We start from the raw sequence: 15897 nt of genomic DNA on the forward strand, positions 1-15897 counted from the left end.
CACAGGGTGCCCATACTGTGTGCATGTTCGGTTTCATGTTTACCAACCTCGCAAAGATAGCGGCCCCTCTCAGGCGGCTCGGGAACGCGCAGGCCCTTATCCTGGTCGCGCCGCTGTTCCTTTTCCTGCTCGTCACGTTCTTCGTGCCGATAGCGGCGACGCTGTGGCAGAGCGTTTCGGATCCGCTGGCCCGGCAGGCACTTCCGCGCACGATTGCCGCTCTTGGCGAGTTCGACGGAAGTTCGCTGCCGGACAGCCCAGCATTCGCCGGCTTGCAGCACGACCTAAAAACCACCGCTCCGGAAACACTGGCCAAGGCAGCCGTCCGCATCAATTCGGATCTGCCGGGTTTCCGGTCACTTCTGTTCAAGACGGTCACCGCCGTGTCGGCCGAGCCCGCTACGCTGACGGGGCCGGACTTCGTCGCCATCGACGCGCGGTGGGGCCAGATCGCGACGTGGGCGGCAATCAAGCGCGCCGGCGGTCCGCTGACGGACGCCAACCTACTTGCCGCGCTCGACTTGAAGCGCACCGATCAGGGCGCTATCGCCAAGGTGGCGCCTGACAAGGCGCTTTTCGCCGGCATGCTTGTCCGTACGGTGGTCATGGCCGCCTGGGTGACACTCATCTGCCTGATCGTCGGCTTCCCGCTCGCCTATTTCATAGCCAGCTCACCGCCACGGCGGGCCGGATTTCTGATGATCTTTATTCTCCTGCCGCTGTGGACATCCATACTCGTGCGAACCCTGTCCTGGACCGTCCTCCTGCAACGCGAGGGCATCGTCAACGCCGTGCTTGCGGGGCTCGGTGCAGGTGGCGCGCCGTTCGACCTCATGTTTAACCGTATGGCAGTCTATGTCGGAATGACGCACATTCTGCTGCCGTTCATGGTCCTTGCCATCTTCAGCGTCATGAAAGCATTCCCCGACGGCTATCTGAGGGCGGCATCCTCGCTGGGTGCCAAGCCGTTCACGGTGTTTCGCCGCGTCTACCTGCCCCTGGTTATGCCTGGCGTGGTGTCCGGCTGCCTTCTCGTCTTCATCCAGGCTCTCGGCGCCTATATTACGCCGGTGCTGCTCGGCAATCCGAACGACCAGACGATCGCGCCGATCATCGCCTTTTACGTGACGAAGAGTTCCAATTGGGGGCTGGCTGCAGCTCTCTCGCTGATACTCCTTGTAGCAATCGTGCTGCTGTCCAGCGTCTATCGCTCGATTGCTGGCGGCAAAACAGTCGGGGTGGTCTGACCATGGCACACGGCATCCGGGCCACGCCACTGCAGATTGCCTGCCGATGGGGAGTTCCTGTCGTAGCCACGCTCGCCTGCATATTTCTTGTCGCCCCGATCCTGATTTTCCTGCCGCTGTCCTTCAACTCCGGCAGCTTCTTTCGCTTCCCCCTCGATGGGTTGAGCTTGCGCTGGTATCAGGATCTGTTCACCTCACCCTTCTGGATACGCTCTCTTTTCAACTCATTGCTGGTCGGCGCGTGTGCGACGGCGCTTGCCATGGCTCTGGGCGTGCCAGCGGCCTTCGGCCTGTGGAAAGCGACATTCCGCGGCAAGAGCCTGCTGGTCGGACTGCTGATCTCGCCCATGATGGTGCCGGTCATCATCACCGGCGTTTCTGTCTACTACGCGTCGGCACCGTTCCTGCTCAACAACACCTACATCGGCCTCATTCTGGCGCATACGGCGATCGCGGTGCCCTTCGTCATCGTGACGGTCTCGGCCAGTCTTTCTGGATTCAATCCGGATTATCTGCGTGCCGGTGCCAGCCTCGGCGCGCCGCCCCTGCTCATCTTCCGCAGGATCACCTTGCCACTCATTCTTCCGGGCGTGGTCAGCGGCGCACTGTTTGCATTTTCCGCTTCGTTCGATGACGTCGTCATCGCGCTGTTCATGGCCGGACCCGAACAGCGCACCCTGCCGCGCCAGATGCTCACCGCCAGTGTCGACGGCTTTCGCCTTACGATCACGGCGGCTGCCTCGCTGATGATCCTGATTTCGGTCGCTTTAATGGCTGTGATCCTGATGCTGCAGCGCCGCAGCCAGCGTCTGGCGGCGAAGATCGCCTGATCACTTCAATCCCATAGGTATTCATTCGCAATGACACGAACGATAGAAACACAGGTGCTTGTCGTCGGCGGCGGCCCGGTCGGCCTCACCCTCGGCATGGATCTCGCGTCGCGCGGGGTGGAGACGCTGTTGGTGGAAATGCGGCATGAGGGGGAGCCGCCGAGTGTCAAATGCAATCACATAGCAGCTCGTTCGATGGAGATTTTCCGCCGCTTGGGCGTTGCCGGAAAGCTGCGGCAAACCGGCTTGCCGGCCGACTATTCCAACGACATTTCCTACCGAGTGAGCTTCACCGGCAAGGAATTGTCGCGCATCGAAATTCCGTGCCGGAAGGACCGCTATACGGCGACCGGCGGCCCTGACACATGGTGGCCGACGCCGGAGCCGCCGCACCGGATCAACCAAATCTATATCGAACCGGTGCTGTTCGCCCATGCCGCGGCGATGCCGAATCTCTCCTTGCTCAACCGTGTCCAGATCAATGATTTCACCCAGGATGACGATGGCGTTCAGGCAACGGGGCGGCTGCTCGATACGGGCGAGACCATCTCCATTCGCGCTCGCTATATGGTTGGCTGCGATGGCTCGCGTTCCGGCGTGCGTAAGGCGATTGGCGCCAAGCTTTCCGGTACGGCGGTCGTGCAGCGCGTCCAGTCCACTTATATCAGAGCGCCGTCGCTGCTGTCGCTCAGCAACCTGAAGCCCGCTTGGGCGACATTCTCCCTCAACCCGCAGCGTTCCGGCAATGTCTATGCGATCGACGGCAAGGAGAAGTGGCTGGTTCACAACTATCTCAGGCCGGGCGAGGAAGACTTTGAAGCCATCGACCGCGACTGGGCGTTGCGAACCATCCTCGGCGTCGGTCCTGATTTCGCTTACGAAATTCTTAGCAAGGAAGACTGGATCGGTCGGCGCCTGGTAGCCGACAAGTTCCGCGACAGGCGCGTCTTTATCTGCGGCGACGCGGCCCATCTATGGGTGCCGATGGCCGGGTACGGCATGAATGCCGGCATCGCCGACGCTGCAAACCTCGCCTGGCTGCTCGCCGCTCACCTGAACGGCTGGGCGCCGGCATCCATTGTCGACGCCCATGAGAAAGAGCGGCTGCCCATCACCGAGCAGGTGTCGCATTTTGCGATGAACCATGCGCTGGCGTTGTCGAAGCAACGCGGCGACGTTCCTGACAACATCGATGATGACGACGCCGAGGGCCAGCGAGCAAGAGCCGCGCTTGGCAAACTCGCCTATGACCTCAACGTTCAGCAATATTGCTGCGGCGGGCTGAACTTTGGCTATTTTTATGACCAATCCCCCATCATCGCCTATGACGGAGAAAAACCACCTGCCTACGGCATGGCCGACTTCACACCGTCCACGGTTCCGGGCTGCCGGACCCCTCACGTCTGGCTCGACGATGGCCGCTCGCTCTACGACGCGATGGGTCCCGATTACACGCTGCTTCGCTTTGATCCTTCGATTGACGTGACCACATTCTTGGCCGCAGCGGACGCGATCGCTGTTCCTGTCCGGTTGCTCGATGTCACGGCGGAGGACGCTGCTGGCGTCTACGACAAGGCCTTGGTCCTCTCGCGGCCCGACCAGCATGTCGCCTGGCGGGGTGATACCGCACCGACTGATCCGCTCGGTCTTATCCAGCTTATTTGCGGAATGGCCATACAGCACGAGGCAGCATGACCAACAACCCTCAGAGGACCGTTTCAGCGGTTCAATCCTATCCCGATCTGCGCTTGCTGATCGGCGGCGAATGGCATGAGCGAGGCGATCGTGAGTCAATACCGGTCTTCAATCCCGCGACCGAGGCCGTTCTTGGCAACCTGCCCGTGGCAACTCAGGACGACATGGACGCCGCTCTAGCGGCGGCGGCAACCGGCTTCGAGCTATGGCGGAGACGTTCGCCCCTTGACCGTTCCGATATCATCCGCCGCGCGGCCGCAATCGTTCGGGAAAGGGGTGAGAGCATCGCGCGTCTGATCACGCTCGAAGAAGGCAAACCTCTGGCCGAGGCCCGTATCGAGGCGGAAGCCGCTGCGCAGACTCTGGAATGGTTTGCCGAGGAGGGGCGCCGGGCTTACGGCAGGATCATACCCTCGCGCATCGAAGGGATGCAGCAATTCGTGGTCAAGGAACCAGTCGGCCCGGTGCTGGCGATCGCGCCCTGGAATTTTCCAGCCGTTAATCCGGCCAGAAAGCTCGGCGCGGCATTGGCCGCGGGTTGCTCGTGCATTCTCAAACCACCCGAAGAAGCGCCAGCCAGTGCCATGTCGATCGTCCAGGCGCTCGACGATGCAGGGATTCCCAAGGGCGTGATATCCATGCTGTTCGGTATACCTGCCGAGATTTCATCGTATCTGATCGCCTCCCCGATCATACGCAAGGTATCGTTCACCGGTTCGGTGCCCGTCGGAAAACATCTGATGGCGCTCTGCGCCGCAGGCATGAAGCGGACAACGATGGAACTCGGCGGCCACGGTTCGGTCATTGTCGACCGTGATGTCGACATCGATGCCGTCGTGCGGCTTTCAGCGATGGCGAAATATCGCAATGCCGGCCAAGTGTGCGTGTCGCCGACCCGCTTTTATGTCCACAAGGCGATCTATGTTGAGTTTGTCGAACGCTTCGCTGCCATTGCGGATGGCGTTGTGGTCGGCGATGGCTTCCTGGAAGATACGGCCATGGGACCTCTTGCCCATTCGAGACGCGGGTCTGCGCTGGATGAACTCGTGGCCGATGCCGAAAAGCACGGCGCTAACCTGCGTGCCGGCGGCCATCGGCGTAACAGCCCCGGTTACTTCTTTTCACCGACGGTGTTGTGCGATGTATCAGAACATGCGCGTGTCATGAATGAGGAACCGTTTGGCCCCGTGGCTCTGATCAATCCGATCGACTCGATCGAAAGTGGAATCAAGCAGGCCAATCGGCTTCCCTACGGTCTGGCCAGCTATGGTTTCGGCGCGACCGCAGACGCGGCGAAGGCATTTTCCAGCGGGCTCGAAACGGGGATGGTCGGGATCAACAGCTTTACCATTTCCTTTCCCGAGACGCCGTTTCTGGGCATTAAGGACAGCGGACACGGGGCCGAAAACGGTGTCGAAGGCCTTGAGACCTGTCTCGTCAGCAAATTCGTGAGCCAGATATGATGAGCGACTTGTCGGCAAATCCCGCGCGAGCCCATGACGAGACCGCACTGGTCCGGTTCATCAATGTACAGAAATCGTATGGAGGCCTTGGCCTCGTCGTCAAAAACCTCAACCTCGACGTACTCAGGGGCGAATTCCTCACCTTGCTCGGCCCGTCGGGCTCCGGCAAGACGACCACCCTGATGATGCTTGCTGGCTTTCAGGATGCCACCTCAGGAGAAATCCTGCTGGACGGACGGCCAGTGACCCAGACGCCGCCGCATGAGCGCGGCATCGGCATGGTGTTCCAGAGCTATGCACTGTTCCCGCACATGACCGTGGCACAGAATCTCGCCTTTCCCCTTGAGGTGCGCCGCGTCGCCAAGGCCGACATCGCCAACCGGGTCAAACGCGCGCTCGATATGGTTGAGCTGCCCAATTTCGCAGGGCGACGCCCCTCGCAGCTTTCCGGCGGCCAGCAGCAGCGCGTCGCGCTAGCGCGGGCACTCATCTTCGAGCCGACAGTGGTTCTGATGGATGAACCGCTGGGCGCGTTGGACAAGCATTTGCGAGAGCAGATGCAATACGAAATCAAGGCGCTGCATGACCGTCTCGGCATCACAATGATCTACGTGACCCACGACCAATCCGAAGCCCTGACCATGTCGGACCGGATAGCCGTGTTCAACGATGGCATCATCCAGCAGCTTTCGACACCGCAGGACCTCTATGAACGTCCCGCCAACGCGTTCGTCGCCCGGTTCATTGGTGAGAACAATACACTGACAGGGAAGGTCGCCAAGTCCGGCAAGGACGGACTGTACGATGTTGCCTTGTCAGGCGGTGGCGTTGTGCGTGCAGTCGCCGATGAGTCTCTCGCGCCAGGCGATGGCGTGATAATTTCGGTCCGCCCGGAACGCTGTCTATTGGGCCATGACTTTCCAGACCCGATGAACCAATTCGATGGCAAGGTGCTCGATACGATTTATCACGGCGACCATATTCGGGTGAAAGTTCACGCGGCGGGCTCGGAGACCTTCATCATTAAGACAGTCAACGCAAGATCCGACCTGCCACTGCGGCCTGGCGTTGATGTGAAGATAGGCTGGGACCCAAAAGACTGCCGCGCCTTTCGGTGAGGTCTCTGTCAGCAAGCTACCGTCGTTCTTCGCTTCGACTAACAGCAATGTCTCCCCAGCATTTAATCAAAGCACGGGTAGAGACACGCGTATCGGATGCAAGGCGTGCGCCCAGGAAGTCCGCACTTTGTCCGGGCTTCAATTTCTCTCGCTCGTTCACGATCGGCCATATTCAAGTCCAGGTGCTGGGACTCCGAACGATCTCCGTCCGTTCATGCGGCGATTGGCGGCAAATACGCGTCATTCGGAGCCATTCTGCCTGACGTGGTCGCCCAGATGCGACGAAGGATGACCGCGAGCTTTCGGGCGAGTGCGATCTTGGCTTTTGCCGATTGGCGGCCTCACGGCCCAGACGCGCGGACCATCGACCATTCGTCTCATATGTCGTTTGCCACTTCTTAAGGTGAGGGCGGTCCGCACCATCTCGGCTTTGGCCTTGCTAATGCGGCCGGTGCGGACGAGTTCGACCGACTGAAGCTTGCTCATAGGCTGAAGTGACGAGGCACAGCGAGTCTGTTTCAAGCGCCGCTCTAGCGGGCGAACGCGATGCGGATTGTTCCATGAGGGCCGAAATCGGCGACGATGCTGTCGCCGTGGCGGGCTTCGACCGGGCGCACGAACGAGCCTGACAGCACGACCTGTCCAGCAGCGATCTGCATGCCGTATTGGTGCAGCCGGTTGGCCAGCCAGACGATGCCTTTGGCCGGATGATCGAGCACGCCGGCGCCAAGGCCGGTTTCCTCGACCTCGCCATTGCGCGAGACGATGGCACCGATCCAGCGCAAATCGGCTTCGCGCGGCCCGGCTGCGCGGCCGCCAATGACGATGCCGGCATTGGCGGCATTGTCGGAGATGGTGTCGAAGAAGGTCCTGACCTTGCCGGTCTCCTTGTTGATGCGCTCGATGCGGGTGTCGAGGATTTCAAGGGCAGGCGTGATGTAGTCGGTGGCGTCGAACACGTCGTCGATCGATACGTCAGGGCCTGCCAGCGGCGCCTTCATAACGAAGGCGATCTCGGCCTCGATGCGCGGCTGGATGAAGCGGTCGCCGGGAACGATGCCGCCGTCGTCGAAGAACATGTCGTCGAACAGCACGCCGGAATCGGGAATGTCGATGGCGAGCGCCGATTGCATGGCCTTGGAGGTCAGGCCGATCTTCCAGCCTTTGATTGTCAGGCCTGACGCGACCTTCCGCTTCACCAGTGCTGCCTGCACCAGGTAGGCGTCATCCATCGTCGCATCGGGAAAATCGAGGCTGAGCAGCCTGATCTGGCGACGGTTGCGTTCGGCCTCGTACAGCCGCGTGGCGGCGTCCTCGACTTGCTCGGGGATCATTGCGCTGTCCCTTCGTCGACGACGCCGTTGCGCAGCAGGCCAATGCCGTCGGCCTCGACCTCGATGACATCGCCCGGCTTCAGCCAGATCGGCGGCTCGAAACGGGCGCCGGCACCGGTCGGCGTGCCGGTGACGATGACGTCGCCGGGCACCAGCGTGGTGAAGGTCGAGACGTAGTTGATGATCTTGCGGAACGAAAAGATCATGCGGCTGGTGCGGTCCTGCTGCCGCAACTCGCCATTGACGCGGGTGGTCAGCGCGATGTCGGCGATCTGCGCCTCGTCGGTGTATGGCACCAGCCAGGGGCCAATGGCGCCGGTGCGGTCGAAATTCTTGCCCTGGGTGACATTGAACTTGGCGTGGCGGACCCAGTCGCGGATGGTGCCTTCATTGCACAACGACAGCGCCGCGATGTGGTTCAGCGCTTCCGTCTCGGCGATCCGCCGTCCGGCCTTGCCGATGACGATGACGATCTCACCCTCATAATCGAGCTGCGGCGATTCTGGCGGCCGTACCAACGGCGCGCCATGGCCGACGAAGGAGCGCGGGAAGCGGATGAACAGCGACGGGTTGGAGGGGGCTGCCTGGCCGTCCTTGTACTCTTCGTTGCGGTCGGGAAAATTGACGCCGACGCAGATGATCTTTTCCGGGGAGGGGACCGGAATGTCGTAGGCGATGTCGTCGAGGGAAAAGTCGGCAGCAAAGGCTTCCGCCTCTTCCGCCAGATGCTGCAAGGCGCCGGCCTCTATCACTTCGCGTAGCGTCGGCCACTGGCTGTGGCGCGCCGACAGGTCGACGACGCCCTTGCCGGTGATCGCGCCGTAGCGCTTCTTGCCGCCGACGGTGAAGGTGGCGAGCCGTGCCTGTGCCGTCATGCTGATTTCCCCATCACGCCTGTTCCAGCCATCGTCATGGCGCGATGATCGGCGAGGCAGAGAGATCGGGCTGGCGCGGCTCGATACCGGCAAAGACGCTGCCTTCCTCGAACCAGCTTTTGGGCGCCGGAGCGCCCCACAGCGTCTGCCGCTGCGGATCCTTGAGGTCCCACTTGATCGGCTCCAGATCGGGATCGACCGTCTGGTAGTCCGAACAATAGATCTCGATGCGGTGATTGTCGGGATCGCGGATGTAGAGGAAGAAGGCGTTGGAAATGCCGTGCCGGCCGGGACCGCGCTCGATGTTTGCGAGGTAGCCGGTCGTCGCCATCAGGTCGAGCAGATCGATGATGTTGAGCGGGGTCGGCACCCAGAAGGCGAGGTGGTGCAGGCGCGGTCCGACACCGTTGGTGAAGGCGATGTCGTGGACGCCACCCTTGCGGTGCGTCCACGCCGCCCACAGTTTTCCACTGCTGGCATCCTCGGTGTACTCGGTGACACGAAAGCCGAGCTCGTTGTAGAACGCCACCGATTCATCGACGTTGGGCGAGAAGCAGTTGAAGTGGTCGATGCGCAACGGCTTGACGCCCTTGTAGAGCGCGTATTTCTGGTGAATCGGCGGCAGCCGCTCCATCTTCGAGTAGAACTCCAGCGGAATGCCGTGCGGGTCGCGGGTGCGGAAGGTCCGTGACTGGTACGGCCGCTCGACCCATTCCACCGGCAGGCCTTTGCCTCTCAAGAAGTGCTCGGCCTTGTCGAGATCCTCGTCGGAGAACAGCTTGAAGCCGAGGTCGCGGGCTTCCGGCTTGGCAGCCTTCCGCAGCACGATGCAATGGTGGCCGCGCTCTTCCAGCGCGCGCAGATAGATCGCGTCCTTGCTCTCGTCGGTCACCTGCAGGCCGAGCGTGTCGACATAGAAGGCGCGTGATTTTGCGAGGTCGGTCACTGCCAGTTCGACATGGCTCAGCCGCACGATGTTGAAGGCCGGGTAGAGGTTGGGTGTGGGCAAGGGCATCTTGATGTCTCCGGTCAGCCGCCGAGCTTCTGGATCGAGTGTGGCGCGGTCGCGAACGCGATGTTCTTGGTTTCCATGTAGAAATCGAACGACCAGTCACCGCCGTCGCGACCGATGCCCGAACTCTTGACGCCGCCGAACGGCGTCGGCAGATGGCGCACATTTTCTGAGTTGACCCAGATCATGCCGGCGTCGAGCGCGTCGGTGAAGCGGAAGGCGCGGGTGACGTCCGAGGTCCAGAGATAGCCGGTCAGGCCGTACTGCGTGTCGTTGGCCAGCGCCAGCGCCTCGGCCTCGTCCTTGAACGGGATGGCGGTCAGCACCGGTCCAAAAATCTCTTCCTGGGCGATACGCATGCGGTTGTTGGCGCCGGTGAACAGCGTCGGGCTGACATAGCAGCCGCCGCCAGGACCATCGAACTTGCCGCCGCCGGCAGCGACGATGGCGCCTTCCGACTTGCCGATCTCGATATAGGACAACACCTTTTCCTCATGCACCGGATGGATCAGCGGACCGACCACGGTTTCCGGGTCGAGCGGATGGCCTATCTTGATGCGCCTTGCCTTCTCCGCCACCAGCGCGGTGAACTTGTCATAGACGCTTTCCTCGACCAGCAGGCGCGAAGACGAGGTGCAGCGCTCGCCGTTCAGCGAGTAGATCATGAAGACGGCGGCGTCGGCGGCGCGCTCCAGATCGGCGTCGGCAAAGACGATGACCGGGTTCTTGCCGCCAAGCTCGAAATGCACGCGCTTCAGCGTATCGGCGCCTTGCTTCATGATCATCGAGCCGGTGCGGCTTTCGCCGACGAAGCCGATCGCCTTGATGTCAGGGTGTTCGGTCAGCGCCTTGCCGGCATCCTCGCCAAAACCGTTGACGAGGTTCCAGACGCCCTTGGGCAGGCCGGCTTGCTCGGCGATCTCGACCAGCAGCCGCGCCGTCAGTGGTGACAGTTCCGCCGGCTTGTGGACGATGGTGCAGCCAGCGGCGAGTGCCGGCGCGATCTTCCACGTCGAAAGCATGAAGGGCGTATTCCATGGCGTGATGACGCCGACCGGGCCGATCGGCACGCGCGTGGTCATGTTGACCTGGTTCGGCGCGCGGATCGTGCGGCCATCGCGCGCTTCGGGCGCGCGATCTGCGTAGAAGCGGAAGTTCTCGGCACCACGCAACGCTGCCTTGGCCATGAACTTCAGCGACTGGCCGGTGTCCATGCACTCGACAAAGGCGATCTCCTCGGCGCGTGCGACGATGGCGTCGGCAATCTTGTGCAGGAGTTTCTTGCGGGCGTCGCCGGCAAGCGCCGCCCAGTCGCGAAAGGCCGCCTTCGCCGCCTTGGCGGCGCGGTCGATATCGGCTGCCTTGCCGCGCGCAACGGTGGCGATCGGCTTCAGGTCGATCGGCGAGATCGTCTCATAGATCGAGCCGTCGGCAGCGGGTACCGCCTCGCCGCCGATCTGGTTGAGCACGCCGCCCTTTTTGAAGCGGTCGAGATAGGCCTCGGCCTTCTTCAGATTGTCGTCTAGAGCCATGAGGTCTTTCCTGTCACTTGCCACGCCCTGTCACTTGCCTCGCAGGCGCGGGTGGATGGCATTCTTCTTCCAGCTCAGTTCGGCGTCGATCTCGCGGATCTCCAGCGACAGCGCGAAATGCGGCGTCGTGAACAATGAAGCGAGATGCTCGGACACTGCCGCGAAGATCGCTTCGCCGGTGCGTTTCTTCTCTTCGTCAGTGCGGCCCTTGCCGATGCGGAAGTTCAGGTCGATGAAACCGTTCTCGGGCAGACGGTCGGCGATGGCATAAGCATCAGCGCGAAAGGCGCGCACCCTGACCGCGCCCGGCTCGAACAGACCGGTTTCGAGGATTGTCCGCGAGACCAAAGCGCAGAGCTCCGTCATGTCGACCCTGGCGTCGAGATTCGCCGAATAGTCGATCACCATGTGCGGCAAGCTGTCGCTCCAGTCGGACATATACGCTGTCTTTAATTAACGTGCGTATTACATTTTGTTGATGTATTGTCAATTGCTTTGCAGTTGGGTCAACATCCTTTCCCGTGCGCTCGACATCCTAACTTGGCTGTGAGTTCGCGGGTGATTGCCAATGGGCTCATGCGCGCCTTCGTGGAGTCTTCCTTGCGAATAACGGAAACCAAACGCTCCCTGCCAATGGCCCTGCTTCGTGCCCGTGAAGTGATCATGGCGCACTTTCGACCGATGCTTGCCCGACACGACATCACCGAGCAGCAATGGCGCGTGCTGCGGGTGCTTGCCGAAACCGGGCCGCTCGAAGCAACCGAACTCGCCAATCGAGCCTCGATCTTGCCGCCTAGCTTGACCCGCATCATCAAGGCGATGGAGGAGCGGCAGTTCATCACCCGCAACAGGGTAAAGGATGATGGGCGTCGGGCACTGATCGCCATCAGTCCGGCCGGGCTGGCACTGATCGAGGACCTGTCGCCTGAGCGTGCCGCGATCTATGAGGCGATCGAGCAACGCTACGGTGCCCAGCAGCAGGACCGGCTGCTTGATCTGCTAGAAAGCCTGATCCAATCGGAATCCTCTTAACCACCGAAGCTACCAGTGCAGTCGGCAGCAAGCAGTTGCGACTGACATAGAGCAATGCCGCCTCTGCCTCCTATGGCCATTTCCGCCAATAGTGAACAAAAAGAGAACAAAGAGTCAAGCATGCCCCTTGACGGGGGAGGAATATGTTCCTTATTTCAGCGTGATCTGAAGCAGAAAAGGACCATGGCTCGGCGTCAATCGCGCTGGCCGGCGAAGCTATGGCAAAAACAGCGGAAGACAATTTTCGGATCGAGGTATGGGATCGAGAGGAGCAGGCCCTATCCGAAACCATTTCGCGTTCCCCCGATTCAACGGTGAGTCAGGCAGCCTGGCAAGCTGCCATCCGGCGCCGGCCAGGCATGTTGCTGATCCACTACAACAGTCGGCATGTGATGGAGAAAATCCTGACACCAGGCGAGGTCAAGATCCCACCGCAGGCCATCATTGATGGTAGCGTTCATGCGGGCCTCGACGTGGCGCTCGGCGATCTTCGCGAATGGCATGTGTTGCGGGCCTGGTGCAGATCCTGTTCGCACCATGCGACGGTAAAGCCTGCCGGGCTCATCGAACGCTATGGAAAAGGCGCTCTGTTCAGTTCGGTCGAGCGAGCGCTCTTCTGCACGAGTTGTGACAGGGGAGGGCCTGTCAGGCTGGAAATTCACAAGCTGCCACGCAATTGAGGGGCGAACGGATGCAAGACCTCATCGAATTCGTCCAGGCCCACTCGGCACTGGTTGGACAATCCTATCGCATCGTCGCCGATCAGCGGCCGGACTGTCGAGAACCGGGAATGCGAGCGGTCTCCGCCGGTCGGCTTCGACGCAAAACATGCGGACCACCGCGGGCGGGGACAGTCGGTCCCGCATCCCGTCCTGCGGCCGGCGCTATGCTGACGCTCCTACGGCTGGCCCGTTCACCGCCCGCGGCGGGGGCGAATTTCCTCCGTCCTACGTGCGACAATGATCCGCGGTGCGGACGCGCGCAGGACTGCGGCGTATACGCCGTTCTTCCTTAGAGCGCCGACGGTCGCCGGCGCGGAGATGCTTGGACATGGAACCGAATCCCAGGCAGGGTATTGAATCGGACTATGTATCCGAGTTCCGCATGTCGGCTGTAGATGGCACCCTCGGCATAAGCAAAAGGCGCACACGGCACCGAGACTCGGAATCTATCCCTAGATATCCGCTGCCGGGATTTCGGTCCTTCCAGCTCTGCACATTGACAGACCACATACCGGTCGGCGGGGATTGGCTCTTCGAGATGAAGTTCGACGGCTATCGTGCCCAAGTCGCCATCTCCGGCTCGAACGTCGTCGTCTATACCCGCAATGGCCACGACTGGACCCGACAGTTCAAGGTCATCCTGCCGCCGCTTCGGAGACTGACCAAGGGCGCGGTGCTGATCGACGGTGAGATCGTCGCCATCGACAGCCAGGGCCGCACGAACTTCTCCATGCTGAAAACCGGCATTGCCGCGGGTATGCCGCTCAAATTCTATGCCTTTGATCTGCTTGAATTCGATGGCGAAGATCTGTCGAACCAGCCGCTCCTTGAGCGCAAGGAGCGACTTGAGTCCCTGCTAGGGTCGCGCCGCCCTGAAGACAGCCTGCAATTCTCCAGCCACATCCTCGACCAGGGCAAAAGGGTGTTCGACGCCATGTGCGCGGGCGGCCACGAAGGCGTTATCGCCAAGCGCGCCGACAGCTCCTACGTCGGCGACCGCACCGGGAGTTGGCTCAAGATCAAGTGCACGAAGCGACAGGAATTCGTTGTCGGCGGCTATCGCCCAAGTGACACAGGACATGGCATGGCCTCGCTGATCCTCGGCACTTACGACAATGGCAAGCTCATCTATCGCGGCCGCGTCGGCACTGGGTTCACCGCAGCTATGCGCAAGGACATCCTCGCGAAGCTCGAGAAACGCCATCTTGAGAAACCGGCTTTCGCCTCCGTTCCGAGAGACATTGCCCGCCGTGCCCGGTGGGTGAAGCCCGAGCTTGTCGCCGAAGTCACCTATGCCGAAGTGACACCGGACGGCAGCTTGCGACATCCAAGCTTTGAGGGCATGCGCGAAGATAAGCGAGCCGACCAGGTAGTGATGGAAATGCCGAAGGCGCCGGCAACTCTTGGCTCCCCCAATCTCGATCCGGGAATCGGCAAGGAGATCGCCGTTGCTGTCGGCGTCAAGCTGACGCATCCGGACAAGGTCATGTATCCCGGGACCAAGGTGACCAAGGCCACGCTTGCCGCCTACTACGCCGTGGTCGCCGAGAAGATGCTGCCGCACATACAGGATCGGCCGCTGTCGCTGGTGCGCGATACCGACGGCGACCTGCAACAGACCTTTTTTCAGAAACACAGACTGCCAGGCATGCCCAAGGCCATCCATGACGGCCAGTTGGAGAAGATGTCTGGGAAGGAAAGCCGGATCTTGTGGATCGATGACCTGGCTGGGCTGATCGCAGGCGTCCAGATGAACGTGCTCGAATTCCACATCTGGGGAAGCCTGCGCCAGCAGCCGGATCTGCCACACCGCATGATCTTCGACATCGACCCCGACGAGGGCTTGGGCTTCACTGCCGTCAAGCAGGCAGCCCTCGACGTTCGGGGCATCCTGGAAGCGCTTGGACTGCAGTCGTGGCCGTTGCTGTCCGGCGGCAAGGGCGTTCATGTGGTCGTGCCGCTCGTCCCGGAGGCAGACTGGGACGAGGTCAAGAGCTTCTGCCAAGACTTCGCCGAACTGCTGGCCCGTACAGATCCGTCGCGCTTCGTCGCCAACATGAGCAAGGCCAAGCGCAAGGGCCGGATGTTTCTCGATTACCTACGCAACGGCCAGGGATCCACTGCAATCTGTCCCTGGTCCACTCGGGCACGCGAGGGGGCGGGGTGTGCGGTGCCCGTCAGCTGGGAGGAGTTGCCCTCCTGCGAAAGCGCCAACGGTTTCGATGTTTTCGCCGCCGCCGCGCGGGCTCAGCTGCCGGAAGCCTGGGAAGGCTATTTCGACGTCGAACAAACGCTTACCGAGCGCATCCGCCACGCAGTCCGGTAGGAATAAGCATTTGGCGCGGACCGCCTTTGCCCAAAATTCGAGAGCGTCCCTCTTCTGCGGGAGGCCCCCGCAACGCCGTCTATAGTGAGAGTACGGACCAGTTTGCCGTGACGGGTTGAGAGCTGGAGGAGAGGCCTCCGGCGCCCGTCGCGGAGAACCGCGATGTCCAGACATTACGCTCGCGCCGGCGCTGACCGGTCAAGCCTCTATGACGATATCACCAGCAAGATCATCGCCGAACTGGAAGCAGGGCGCTTTCCCTGGGTGCAGCCCTGGGGCACGGCGGCGGCGCAAGCGCCCCTTGCTATGCCGGCCAATGCCGCGACAGGCCGCGCCTATTCCGGGATCAACGTGCTGATCCTGTGGGGTGCGGTCGTCGAGCATGGCTTTCCCATCCAGGGCTGGCTGACTTTCCGCCAGGCGCTATTGCTGGGCGGCCATGTCCGCAAGGGCGAACACGGCACCACCGTCGTCTATGCTGACCGCTTCATCCCTGACGACGCGAAGAATCGCGCGCGGGAAACCGGCGAGGCGGCACAGGCCATACCGTTCCTGAAGCGCTTCATCGTGTTCACGTGGCGCAATGTGAAAATCTGCCCGACGATCTGGCCGTGGCTCCGCCTGCACCAGAGCCCGGGCTGATCGAGCCGGCAGTCGAGGCCTATCGCTTAGCAAGTTCCATAAGATAGGTTACGCGACTTTCGTCGGAAA

13 protein-coding genes and 1 pseudogene are annotated in these 15897 nt (G+C 61.5%); 9 read left to right on the plus strand and 5 right to left on the minus strand.

From position 1 onward, the window contains the following. Positions 1-35 precede the first annotated feature (35 nt). The 5 genes from LB559_RS06795 to LB559_RS06815 are packed head-to-tail and all read left to right on the plus strand — an operon-like array spanning position 36 to position 6353. Positions 36-1247 carry an ABC transporter permease gene (locus LB559_RS06795; RefSeq protein WP_126070421.1) on the plus strand — a complete coding sequence of 404 codons (1212 nt, stop codon included), beginning with the start codon at positions 36-38 and terminating at the stop codon, positions 1245-1247. A gap of 2 nt (positions 1248-1249) precedes the next feature. Further along, a complete protein-coding gene (locus LB559_RS06800) occupies positions 1250-2077 on the plus strand; it encodes an ABC transporter permease (protein ID WP_126071185.1) in 828 nt (275 codons plus the stop codon). Between the two features lie 30 nt (positions 2078-2107). Then, positions 2108-3772: an FAD-dependent oxidoreductase gene (locus LB559_RS06805; protein WP_135867216.1), complete on the plus strand. Its 1665-nt coding sequence runs from the start codon at positions 2108-2110 to the stop codon at positions 3770-3772. Next, the gene (locus tag LB559_RS06810) at positions 3769-5235 is read left to right on the plus strand and encodes an NAD-dependent succinate-semialdehyde dehydrogenase (RefSeq protein WP_126070419.1); all 1467 of its coding nucleotides are present in this window, start codon (positions 3769-3771) and stop codon (positions 5233-5235) included. The genes LB559_RS06805 and LB559_RS06810 overlap by 4 nt, the downstream gene beginning before the upstream one ends. Beyond that, positions 5235-6353 carry an ABC transporter ATP-binding protein gene (locus tag LB559_RS06815; RefSeq protein ID WP_224673601.1) on the plus strand — a complete coding sequence of 373 codons (1119 nt, stop codon included), beginning with the start codon at positions 5235-5237 and terminating at the stop codon, positions 6351-6353. The genes LB559_RS06810 and LB559_RS06815 overlap by 1 nt, the downstream gene beginning before the upstream one ends. A 530-nt stretch (positions 6354-6883) precedes the next feature. Here the strand turns inward: LB559_RS06815 and hpaH are convergent. Genes hpaH through LB559_RS06840 form a run of 5 tightly spaced genes read right to left on the minus strand, consistent with a single transcriptional unit; the run spans position 6884 to position 11544 of the window. Next, complete coding sequence (gene hpaH, locus LB559_RS06820; RefSeq protein WP_126070418.1) at positions 6884-7687, minus strand: 2-oxo-hept-4-ene-1,7-dioate hydratase; 804 nt, start codon at positions 7685-7687, stop codon at positions 6884-6886. Further along, entirely contained in the window at positions 7684-8562 is an 879-nt protein-coding gene (locus LB559_RS06825; RefSeq protein ID WP_126070417.1) for a fumarylacetoacetate hydrolase family protein, read from the minus strand. The genes hpaH and LB559_RS06825 overlap by 4 nt, the downstream gene beginning before the upstream one ends. 34 nt (positions 8563-8596) lie before the next feature. Next, complete coding sequence (gene hpaD / locus LB559_RS06830; protein ID WP_126070416.1) at positions 8597-9577, minus strand: 3,4-dihydroxyphenylacetate 2,3-dioxygenase; 981 nt, start codon at positions 9575-9577, stop codon at positions 8597-8599. 14 nt (positions 9578-9591) lie between these two features. Next, positions 9592-11106 carry a 5-carboxymethyl-2-hydroxymuconate semialdehyde dehydrogenase gene (gene hpaE, locus LB559_RS06835; protein ID WP_126070415.1) on the minus strand — a complete coding sequence of 505 codons (1515 nt, stop codon included), beginning with the start codon at positions 11104-11106 and terminating at the stop codon, positions 9592-9594. Positions 11107-11136: 30 nt separating this feature from the next. Next, positions 11137-11544: a 5-carboxymethyl-2-hydroxymuconate Delta-isomerase gene (locus LB559_RS06840; protein WP_407067897.1), complete on the minus strand. Its 408-nt coding sequence runs from the start codon at positions 11542-11544 to the stop codon at positions 11137-11139. Positions 11545-11682: 138 nt separating this feature from the next. On the opposite strand from LB559_RS06840, the gene hpaR reads away from it, so the two are divergent. The 4 genes and pseudogenes from hpaR to LB559_RS06860 all read left to right on the plus strand — a co-directional run. After that, complete coding sequence (gene hpaR, locus LB559_RS06845) at positions 11683-12138, plus strand: homoprotocatechuate degradation operon regulator HpaR (RefSeq protein ID WP_126070414.1); 456 nt, start codon at positions 11683-11685, stop codon at positions 12136-12138. 218 nt (positions 12139-12356) lie between these two features. Beyond that, on the plus strand, positions 12357-12818 hold the full coding sequence (locus tag LB559_RS06850) for a hypothetical protein (protein ID WP_126070413.1): 462 nt from the start codon (positions 12357-12359) through the stop codon (positions 12816-12818). Between the two features lie 370 nt (positions 12819-13188). After that, positions 13189-15186, plus strand: coding sequence for a DNA ligase D (gene ligD, locus LB559_RS06855; protein ID WP_224673602.1), 1998 nt, complete (start codon positions 13189-13191; stop codon positions 15184-15186). Between the two features lie 162 nt (positions 15187-15348). Further along, a pseudogene (locus LB559_RS06860) lies at positions 15349-15869 on the plus strand (ArdC-like ssDNA-binding domain-containing protein); the annotation flags it as partial. Positions 15870-15897 lie beyond the last annotated feature (28 nt).

It is taken from the genome of Mesorhizobium sp. BR1-1-3 (assembly GCF_020165455.1).
GTDB classification, from domain to species: domain Bacteria; phylum Pseudomonadota; class Alphaproteobacteria; order Rhizobiales; family Rhizobiaceae; genus Mesorhizobium; species Mesorhizobium ciceri.